This window comes from Streptomyces sp. SID9727, assembly GCF_010550605.1.
In the GTDB taxonomy this organism is placed as follows: Bacteria; Actinomycetota; Actinomycetes; order Streptomycetales; family Streptomycetaceae; genus Streptomyces.
In genome coordinates, this window is record NZ_JAAGNI010000442.1 from 20,266 (window position 1) to 30,286 (window position 10,021).

General features: G+C 69.3%; 7 protein-coding genes. 1 reads left to right on the top strand and 6 read right to left on the bottom strand.

All coding sequences use genetic code 11. From position 1 onward, the window contains the following. Positions 1-95: 95 nt before the first annotated feature. The gene (locus tag G3I41_RS30855; protein WP_164403834.1) at positions 96-2,213 is read right to left on the bottom strand and encodes a DNA topoisomerase IV subunit B; all 2,118 of its coding nucleotides are present in this window, start codon (positions 2,211-2,213) and stop codon (positions 96-98) included. Positions 2,214-2,646: 433 nt separating this feature from the next. Between G3I41_RS30855 and G3I41_RS30860 the strand changes: the two genes are divergently transcribed. Continuing rightward, on the top strand, positions 2,647-2,877 hold the full coding sequence (locus G3I41_RS30860) for a hypothetical protein (protein WP_018105354.1): 231 nt from the start codon (positions 2,647-2,649) through the stop codon (positions 2,875-2,877). A 104-nt stretch (positions 2,878-2,981) separates the two neighbouring features. On the opposite strand, the gene G3I41_RS30865 is transcribed toward G3I41_RS30860, so the two are convergent. The 5 genes from G3I41_RS30865 to G3I41_RS30885 all read right to left on the bottom strand — a co-directional run bounded on the left by G3I41_RS30865 (position 2,982) and on the right by G3I41_RS30885 (position 9,678). Beyond that, the gene (locus tag G3I41_RS30865) at positions 2,982-3,812 is read right to left on the bottom strand and encodes a serine protease (RefSeq protein ID WP_164403835.1); all 831 of its coding nucleotides are present in this window, start codon (positions 3,810-3,812) and stop codon (positions 2,982-2,984) included. 164 nt (positions 3,813-3,976) lie between these two features. Next, positions 3,977-5,524, bottom strand: a complete 1,548-nt coding sequence (locus G3I41_RS30870) for an RNA polymerase sigma factor (RefSeq protein WP_164403836.1) — start codon at positions 5,522-5,524, stop codon at positions 3,977-3,979. Positions 5,525-5,845: 321 nt separating this feature from the next. Then, the gene (locus G3I41_RS30875; RefSeq protein ID WP_203601894.1) at positions 5,846-6,712 is read right to left on the bottom strand and encodes a FadR/GntR family transcriptional regulator; all 867 of its coding nucleotides are present in this window, start codon (positions 6,710-6,712) and stop codon (positions 5,846-5,848) included. Positions 6,713-6,893: 181 nt separating this feature from the next. Further along, complete coding sequence (locus G3I41_RS30880) at positions 6,894-8,768, bottom strand: ABC transporter ATP-binding protein (RefSeq protein ID WP_164403838.1); 1,875 nt, start codon at positions 8,766-8,768, stop codon at positions 6,894-6,896. A 145-nt stretch (positions 8,769-8,913) separates the two neighbouring features. Further along, positions 8,914-9,678, bottom strand: a complete 765-nt coding sequence (locus G3I41_RS30885; protein ID WP_018105349.1) for an NUDIX domain-containing protein — start codon at positions 9,676-9,678, stop codon at positions 8,914-8,916. Positions 9,679-10,021 lie beyond the last annotated feature (343 nt).

The window sequence follows — 10,021 nt, forward strand, 5'->3', positions numbered from 1 at the left end:
ATCGTGGGTGGAGATCGCGTCTCCACCCACGGGTGGAGACGGCATCCGGGGTCCGGGCCGGCACCGGATGCCGTCCCGGACCCCGGAGCCGACGCTCAGACGTCGATGCGTGAGCGGTCCAGCGTCGCCGCCGAGCTGGTGATGAACTCCTTGCGCGGCGCCACCTCGTTGCCCATCAGCAGGTCGAAGACCTTCTCACTGGATTCCAGGTCACCGATGTTGATCCGCCGCAGCGTGCGGTGGCGAGGGTCCATCGTCGTCTCGGCCAGCTGGTCGGCGTCCATCTCGCCCAGCCCCTTGTAGCGCTGGATCGAGTCCTTGTAGCGGATGTTCTTGCGCTGGAGCTCCAGCAGCCGCTGGCGCAGCTCGTTGTCCGAATAGGTGTAGATGTACTTGTCCTGGCCCTTCTTGGGCTGGACCAGTTCGATCCGGTGAAGCGGCGGCACGGCGGCGAAGACCCGGCCCGCCTCGACCATCGGCCGCATGTACCGCTGGAAGAGCGTCAGCAGCAGGATCCGGATGTGGGCGCCGTCGACGTCGGCGTCGACCAGCAGGACGATCTTGCCGTACCGGGCGGCGTCGATGTCGAAGGTACGCCCGGACCCGGCTCCTATGACCTGGATGATCGCACCGCACTCGGCGTTCTTCAGCATGTCGGAAACCGATGCCTTCTGAACGTTGAGGATCTTGCCGCGGATTGGTAGCAGCGCCTGGAATTCGCTGTTCCGGGCGAGCTTCGCCGTACCGAGCGCGGAGTCACCCTCCACGATGAACAGCTCGCTGCGCTCCACGTCGTCGCTGCGGCAGTCGGCGAGCTTCGCCGGCAGGGAGGACGACTCCAGCGCCGTCTTGCGGCGCTGGGCGTCCTTGTGCTGGCGGGCCGCGATGCGGGTACGAGCGGCTGCCACCGCCTTGTCGAGAACAGCCCTGGCCTGAGCTTTCGCGTCCCGCTTGGTGGAGGTCAGGAACGCCTTGAGCTCCTTGGCCACGACATTGGCGACGATCCGGTTGGCGGCCGAGGTACCGAGCACCTCCTTCGTCTGGCCCTCGAACTGCGGCTCCGCCAGGCGTACGGTCACGACCGCGGTGAGGCCCTCGAGGGCGTCGTCCTTGACGATGTCGTCCTCCGCCACGCGAAGCAGCTTCGAGGAGCGCAGCACCTCGTTGACCGTCTTGGTCACGGAGCGCTCGAACCCGGTCACGTGGGTGCCGCCCTTGGGGGTGGCGATGATGTTGACGAAGGACTTCACGTTGGTCTCGTACCCGGTGCCCCAGCGCAGCGCGATGTCCACGCCCAGTTCGCGCGTGACCTCGGTGGCCGTCATGTGCCCGCGGTCGTCCAGGACCGGGACGGTCTCCTTGAACGTCCCCTGCCCGGTCAGGCGCAGGACGTCGCAGACGGCCTTGTCCTGGGCCAGGTATTCGCAGAACTCGCTGATGCCTCCGTCGAAGCGGAAGGTCTCCTCCGTCTTGCCCGCGCCGTCCAGACCGCGCTCGTCGCGTACGACGATGGTCAGGCCGGGGACGAGGAAGGCCGTCTGGCGGGCCCGCTGGTGGAGCGTCTCCAGGCTGAGCTTGGCCTCCTTGAGGAAGATCTGCCGATCGGCCCAGTACCGCACGCGCGTGCCGGTGCGCGCCTTCGGGACACGCTTGCCCTTGCGCAGCCCGTTGGCCGGGTCGAACGGGCTGTCCGGGCCCGGCTCGGTGAAGATCCCCGGGACACCCCGCCGGAAGCTGATCGAGTGGGTCGCGTTGCGGTCGACCTCGACGTCGAGCCTGGCGGAGAGGGCGTTGACCACGGAGGCGCCGACGCCGTGCAGCCCGCCGGACGCGGCATAGGAGCCGCCGCCGAACTTGCCGCCGGCGTGCAGCTTGGTCATGACGACCTCGACACCGGAAAGTCCCGTCTTGGGCTCGACGTCGATCGGGATGCCCCGGCCGTTGTCCCGGACCTCGACGGAGTTGTCGTCGTGGAGCACGACCTCGATGTGGTCGCAGTACCCGCCGAGGGCCTCGTCGACGGAGTTGTCGATGATCTCCCAGAGGCAGTGCATCAGACCGCGGCTGTCGGTGGACCCGATGTACATACCCGGGCGCTTGCGAACCGCTTCGAGCCCCTCGAGTACGAGCAGGTGCCGCGCGGTGTAGTTGGAACCGTCTTGGTCTGCTCCGGTCAGCAGCGCAGTGGACGGCACGGACGTATCGGCGGTCACGCGGTTCGCTCCTCGCTGAATTTCATTTGGGGCCCTGTGGGTCACGGGCTCGGCTTCGGTGCCGCTGTGAGGGTACCGATGCCTGGTAGAGCGGGTGAAACGCCACCCTAGAAGAACCTCACCCTAAACCAGAATCGCATGCGTGTTCGATCTCCTCGGAGGGGTGACGTGCACATCACGTTCCCTTCCAGGCATGAACCATTTAGGCTCCGGGCACGTCCTCATGAACAACCGGCAAGCCAGCCGGCCCGGACTGACCAAGCCAAGCAACGCGAAACCGTAGCGCCACGCAATACGGCACATTCGCCACGAACCGGCAACAGACGGCCATCCCGAGAAGAAGTTTCGAAGAAAAGCCGCGAGCGGGAACGTTTTCGGCCTGGTTGGATGTTGACCCTGGTACGACAGCTCGTCGAGCTAGAGAAGAGGCGACGTGACTACTGTTCTGACCCCCGCGAGCCCGCTGACCGCAGCAGACCGCTGTGACCGTTGCGGCGCCCAGGCATATCTGCGCGTCGTACTCATCAGTGGCGGTGAACTGCTCTTCTGCGCCCACCACGGTCGCAAGTTCGAGCCGGAACTCAAGAAGATCGCCGCGGAAATACAGGATGAGACGGACCGACTGACGGCCGTGCAGGCCCAAGCAGCCGAAGAGGAACACTGACACCTCTGCATCCACGACGAGCCAGGGGCCGGTCCCGACCGACCGACGGGCGGCTTCCCCGTGAGGGAAGCCGCCCGTTCTCGTACCCGTGGTGTCCGCGCCGGTCAGTCGGCGCTCGCCATCCAGCCGATGGCGGCAGAGATCCGGGTGTAGACGCCGGGGCTCCCGGCACGTCCGCAGCCATTCCCCCACGACACCAGCCCCACGAGCCGCCCCTGCGCCACCAGAGGCCCTCCGCTGTCTCCCTGGCAGGCGTCGTACCCGCCCTCGGGTTCGCCCGCGCAGAGCATCGACGAGGCCTCGTACGTACCGGTGCTGCCGCCCGGGTACGCCTGCTCGCACGAGCTGTCGGGCAGGACGTCCACCTGAGCGGACCTGAGCGACGACGCGTAGTCGCCGTAGCCGGTGGTATCGCCCCATCCGTAGACGACTGCGGGTGTGCCCGCCCGGTACGCCGGGTCACCGGCCTCGGCCAGGGGGAGCGTGTCCTCTTCGGGCAGCGCCTCGGAAAGGGTGAGCACCGCTACGTCCCCACTGTTGGTGGCGGCGTCGAACCCGGGGTTGACCCACGTCCCGCTCACCGGGATCTCCTTGCCGCCCGTGCCGTTCAGCTCGTCCCGGCCCGAGATGATCCGCAGATCGCTCACCTGGTCCACGTCGGTGCCCAGCGCCTCCCGGCTCAGGCAGTGGGCGGCGGTGAGCACCTTCTTCGGCTCCACCACGACACCGCCGCAGAACTGACCGGCACGAGTACCCCCGAACCGGTCACGGCTGGACAGTGCGACCACCCAGGGGCTGTCCGCCACGTGGGCCGGCCGGCCTCCGATGATGATGCTGTCGGCGACCGCCGGAGCGGAGGAAGCGAGCGGTATCACGACCGTGGTGGCGGCAAGGGCGAGCGCCCCGGTCAAGGTGCGGACGACAGTGCGGGACATGCGTACTCCTGACTCTGTGATGGACCATGCCTACCCAGAGTCATTCCAGTGACGCAGATGCGCACCTCCGCCCGGCACCTCCGTGGAGATCGGGACGTATCGCCGAGAGGGCCCGGATCCCCTAGGGGATCCGGGCCCTCTCGGCGTCGTGCCGGCGCTGCGACCTAGTCGAGGTAGTCGCGCAGAACCTGCGAACGCGACGGGTGGCGCAGCTTCGACATGGTCTTGGATTCGATCTGACGGATGCGCTCGCGCGTCACGCCGTAGACCTTGCCGATCTCGTCCAGCGTCTTCGGCTGACCGTCGGTGAGACCGAACCGCATGGAGACCACGCCCGCCTCACGCTCGGACAGCGTGTCCAGCACGGAGTGGAGCTGTTCCTGGAGGAGCGTGAAGCTCACCGCGTCGGCCGGAACGACCGCCTCGGAGTCCTCGATCAGGTCACCGAACTCGCTGTCCCCGTCCTCACCCAGCGGGGTGTGGAGGGAGATCGGCTCACGGCCGTACTTCTGGACCTCGATGACCTTCTCGGGGGTCATGTCGAGCTCCTTGGCCAGCTCCTCCGGAGTGGGCTCACGGCCCAGGTCCTGAAGCATCTGGCGCTGGACGCGCGCGAGCTTGTTGATGACCTCGACCATATGCACCGGAATACGGATGGTGCGTGCCTGGTCGGCCATGGCGCGAGTGATCGCCTGCCGGATCCACCAGGTGGCATACGTGGAGAACTTGTAGCCCTTGGTGTAGTCGAACTTCTCCACCGCGCGGATCAGACCGAGGTTGCCCTCCTGGATCAGGTCCAGGAAGAGCATGCCGCGGCCGGTGTAGCGCTTGGCCAGCGAGACCACGAGGCGGAGGTTGGCCTCCAGCAGGTGGTTCTTGGCCCGACGGCCGTCCTCGGCGATGATCTCCAGCTCGCGCTTGAGCTTGGGAGCGAGCTTGTCGGAGTTCGCCAGCTTGTCCTCGGCGAACAGGCCCGCCTCGATACGCTTGGCGAGCTCGACCTCCTGCTCGGCGTTGAGGAGCGGGACCTTGCCGATCTGCTTGAGGTAGTCCTTGACCGGGTCGGCCGTGGCGCCGGCGACGGCGACCTGCTGCGCGGGTGCGTCGTCCTCGTCGTCGTCGGAGAGGACGAAGCCCTTGTTCTCGCCCTCGCCCTCCTCTTCCTCGCCCTTGCCGACCTTGACCTCTTCGACGACGTCGTCGCCGTCGAGGATCTCCTCGTCCTGCTTGCCGGCCTTCTTGGAGGCCGTCTTCTTGGCCGCCGTCTTCTTCACGGCGGTCTTCTTGGCAGCCGTCTTCTTGGCTGCGGCCTTCTTCGCGGGCGTGGCCGCGGGAGCCTCCTCGGCCGAAGGGTCCGCGGGCTCGGCGGACGGGGCGGCGGGCGCCGCCACAGTCCGCGTCACCGTCGTCTTGGCCGCGACGGTCTTGGTGGCGGTGCGCTTGGCCGGGCTCTTCGCTGCAACGCTCTTGCGGGCACGCTTAGACGGCTCCGCGGCACTGACCATCAGCGTCACACCCTCTTCCTCGAGGATCTGGTTGAGGCTGCGCAGAACGTTCTTCCACTGGGTTGGCGGAATCTGGTCAGCCTCGAAGGCCCGACGCACGTCGTCGCCGGCGATCTGCCCATCAGCCTTTCCCCGCTCAATGAGCGCCATCACAGATTCGGACTCGGCGATCTCCGGCGGGAGCGTACGGGATGTGCTGGCCGACACGAACAACCTCTCGGAACGATGGAAACGGCTTCCGGCCCGGCCCGGAGAGGGCTGGAACCGACGACCGACGGGCGGGGAATGCACCGACGGCGCGGGCTTGGCCTCAGATGTGCACAGCGCCCTGAGCGGCTGCTGTATTCCTTCTGCGACGGTCACCTCTTAAGTCATCGCACTGTTTCAAGGAGTGTTACGGCCGTTCCGCGTGGCCCGAGTCACACCCCATTTGCGATGAACACGACCAAGGCGACATCTCACCGCCCCGTGCCGCCGGACCGTCGAGGCCCGACGACACGTGGCGCGTGCACCCTGCCCGCGTCGCGGTCAGTGCTCGCGCGGCGCCGGCACCACGCGTTCCGCCTCGTGGTGCCCGACCAGCAACTGACGCATGGCCGACTCGGCGCCCGCCGAGTCACCGGACGCGAGAGCGTCCACGATGCGCGCGTGCAGGGCGAGGGACGCCTCGCTGGGCCGGTCGCATGCGGTGGCCGGGCCGCCGGACACCTGCAGCGCCGCCGAGACGATCCCGGAAAGGTGCTCCAGCATGCGATTGCCAGCAGCCTGGATCAGCAGGGAATGGAACTCCGCGTCGGCGCGGGCGCACGTGATCATGTCGCCCTGGCCGAGCGCGTGCCCCATGATCTCGACCATGTCGACAAGACGCTGCTGAACATCCTCGCGCCCATGCCCTGCGGCAAGGCGTGCGGCGAGGGGCTCGATCGTCCACCTGAGATCACCCAGCTCGCGGCGCTGGTCATCACGCTGCGGGCCGAAGGCGCGCCACTCGATGATGTCGGGATCGAGCAGATTCCAGTCGCTGACCGGCCGCACCCGGGTACCGACGTTGGGGCGGGCGCTGACCAGCCCTTTCGCCTCCAGCACGCGCAGCGATTCCCGCACGACGGTCCTGGAAACCTCGAAACGCTGACCGATCTCCTCGGGCACCAGGGGGCGGTCCGCTCCGAGGTCGCCGGAGACGATCATCTGCCCCAGCTGCTGAACAAGTTGGCCATGGAGCCCGCGGCCGCGGCTGGCCGACCCCCGTCGGCCCACCCGGCCGAGTTCGGCTTCGGCTCCATCCCAGGAGCGTGCGGCGGCGCGCTCGCCGGCCGGCGCCTCCGTGTACGAGTAACGGTCGAGTTCACCCGGGCCGGCGAGGCCGGAATCGGCGGAGCGGGCGGTGGTCATCATGGTGTGCGCAAGGGTACTCACGCATCCTTTGTCGGCGGGCGCCCTCCGCCCCTTGAGGTCTTTGCTGAAAAGCACACGAAAGGGTGATCGGCACCCGCCCCTCAATTGACGCCTTACTGGTATAAACAGGACGTTTCACCGTACGGGTTACGGAGAGGCCGTCCCCTGTCACGCCGCGCGCTCACCACCGGACCCTCCCGCGAAGGCTGGTGAGCAGAAAGGCACAGGTCAGAGTCGACAGGGCCAGCACAAGGGCAGCCCCCACGGGATGTGCCACGATCCGCGCGCCGGCCAGCATCCACCGGTCCAACTCCGCCGGCCACTGGAGCCAGGCCAGGTCCCGCAGCCGACCGGGAAGCCCAGCCATCGAACGTACGGTCGCCCCCTTCGGCATCCGCTCGATGAGCGGCACCATCACCACGGGTACGGCGAGCACAGCGGCGATGCCCGCGGCCGTCACCCGGAAGACGCCTGCGGCCAGCAGCCCGGCCCAGGCGCAGCCGACCGTCAGTGCGGACCAGCCCACCGCCAGCGGCACCACGTTCGAGGGGATGGTGACCAGGCCCCCGCCGTAGACGACGCGCAAGGTCGCAGCCGAGCCCAGCGCGACGAGCCACGCCAGCAGGAAGGCGACCGCCCCGGACACCGCCAGCTTGGCGAGGAGCAGTCCGAGTCTGCGGGGCACACTCCCCCGCCCGGCGGCGAGTGCCGGATAACGGAACTCGTCGCCGAAGGAGAGCGCTCCGAGAAGCCCGGCCCCGAGTGCGGCAGGCGGAAGCGGCAGCAACGCGGGCCAGGCCGCGATGTCGTGGACCAGCGGGGTACGGCCGTCACGGGCCAGCAGTACGGAGAGACCTACCGAGGCGGCGAGAACGACGGCCAGGATCACGATGGTCGTCCGCACACCGAAGAGGCGGCGCAGTTCGTAGCGCACCGGCCGCGACGGGCCCCGGGCCGGACGCCGCCTGATCGGTGGCGGGAGTTCCCCCCGCGCGGTGGACCGCGTGGAGCGGGACGAGGCAGTGGAGTCGCCACCGACGGGTCTCCGCGATGACGCTGTACGGCCGCCGGCACCGGCCGGCCGCACCGGGACACCTTCGCTCTGAGCCGCGAGGGCGGCACCGGCGTCGACCTCACCGGCGGCGTGGCGGCCGGCCGGATCATCGGTCGCACCCGCGGAACGCGTGTCCCCCACTTCGTCGGCGAGCTGGTGAACGGGAAGCCCGTGCCGGAACGCCGTGTCGCCCACTTCCGCGCAGCTGCTGCCGTATACGGAGAGCCGGTTGCCGGCCGCCTCGGCGACGACCTCCACGTACCGTCGGGCAGCACGCGCTTCCCGGCTGACGATGGCGCCGAGGCGGACGGCCTGCGGGGAGCGGACCGCCACACGAGGCCGCAGGCGGGCGCGGGAGAAGGCCACCCCGTCCTGGTCGGCGACCAGGCGCCCACCGTCGAGGGTGACCACATGGCCCGCCGAGCGCGCCGCTTCCCTGGGGTCCCTGGTCGCGAACACCACGGTTCCGCCGCGCTCGGCATGACAGCGCAGCATCCCGTGCAGCCAGTCGGCCTCTCTCGGCGCCAAGCCTTCCGCCGGATCGTCCAGAAGGAGCGTGTGCGGGTCCCCGAGCAACGCGCAGGCCAGCGCCAGCCGGCGATCCATGCCCAGGGAGAGCGTGGCGATGCGCTGATCCCGCAGACCGGCCAGGCCCACCGCGTCGAGCAGCTCGTCGGCCCTGGAGACGGGCACGCCTGCCACGGCACAGAGCATGCGCAGCTGCCCTCGAACGGTGCGGGCAGGGTGCCCCGGCACGTCGCCCAGCACCACTCCCACCTCACTGGCCGGGTTCGGGACGCGATGCAGCGGCCTGCCCCGGTAGTAGGTGACCCCCCGGCCCGGCTCCAGTTCGAGCATCAACCGCAGGGCCGCGGTCTTTCCGGCGCCTGGCGGCCCCAGCAGTGCTGTGACGCACCCGGGCTCCGCGTCGAAGGTGAGGTCGTCCACAGCGGGGGCTTGTCCACGGGCAGGGGCGCTGGTGAGTCCGATGGCCTGGAGCATCGCTTCTCTCGCAGGAGATGGGACGGCGAAGGCGGAGCCGCCCGGCGGCGAGTGAGTACTGCAGCACGATAACCCGACATATAGGACTTTTAGCGCAAGGTGGACTGCGCGGCGGCCCGGGGTGCCGCGCAGGACGGGCGGGCCCTCAGACCTCGGGCCTCAGCATCGGCGGGTTGAGCACAGTCGCCGTGCCCGACCGGAACAGCTGGGCCGGGCGGCCTCCCTGCCGGGTTGTCGTCCCCCCGGTGGGCACCAGGAAGCCCGGCGTACCCGTCACCTTGCGATGGAAGTTCCTGGGATCGAGCACCACGCCCCACACCGCCTCATACACCCGACGCAGCTCGCCGACGGTAAAGGCAGGCGGACAGAAGGCAGTGGCCAGCGAGGAGTACTCGATCTTGGACCGGGCCCGCTCGACCCCGTCGGCGAGGATCCTCGCGTGGTCGAAGGCCAACGGCGCCTGGTGCTCGCCGTCCGGGGCATAGCCGCCCTCGGGTCCGAGCAGGTCCTCGACGGGCGCCCATCGCGCACTGTTCGCGTCACCGCCCGCCCTGGGAGCGGGCAGGTCGGGAGCCAGCGCGAGATGGGCGACGCTGACGACCCTCATCCTCGGGTCCCGGGCAGGGTCCCCGTACGTGGCGAGCTGTTCCAGGTGGGCGCCGTTGCCGACGGCGGGGGCGGCCGGATCCTGCGCACAGAGGCCGGTCTCCTCGACAAGCTCTCGCGCTGCTGCTGCCCCGAGGTCCTCGTCGGCCCTGACGAAACCGCCCGGCAGAGCCCACCTGCCCTGGAACGGGGTTTCACCCCGACGTACCACCAGGGCACAGAGAGCGTGCCGACGCACCGTGAGCACCACCAGGTCGACGGTGACGGCGAACGGCGGAAAGGTCGACGGGTCGTAGGGCGGCATGTCGCGATCATAGTCGTCTTCCTGACGATAAACACTCCCTTCCCCGGGCGACTCTCACCGGCCTTCCGAAGCCCGCCGCCGGGCGTCCCGAAGCACGCGGCACCGGCCCTTCGGAGCCCGCCGCCGAGCGCCCGGGCACACGCGGCACCAGCCTTTGGAGCCCGCCGCCGGGCGTCCGGGAACACGCAGCACCGACCTTCCGGAACCCGCCGCCGGGCGTCCCGAAGCACGCGGGCCGGGCGTCCCCCCGTCGAAGCGGGGCGCACGACCGGCCCCGCGTGCGGCGCCGGGGCTCGGCGTCGCACGGGTGTCAACGGCCGGTCCTGGTCCCCCGCCGCCCTTG

Coding starts and splice junctions, on each gene's coding strand:
- G3I41_RS30865 (WP_164403835.1), bottom strand. CDS start 3,812: ATGTCCCGCACTGTCGTCCGCACCTTGACCGGGGCGCTCGCCCTTGCC.
- G3I41_RS30875 (WP_203601894.1), bottom strand. CDS start 6,712: ATGATGACCACCGCCCGCTCCGCCGATTCCGGCCTCGCCGGCCCGGGT.
- G3I41_RS30880 (WP_164403838.1), bottom strand. CDS start 8,768: ATGCTCCAGGCCATCGGACTCACCAGCGCCCCTGCCCGTGGACAAGCC.
- G3I41_RS30885 (WP_018105349.1), bottom strand. CDS start 9,678: ATGCCGCCCTACGACCCGTCGACCTTTCCGCCGTTCGCCGTCACCGTC.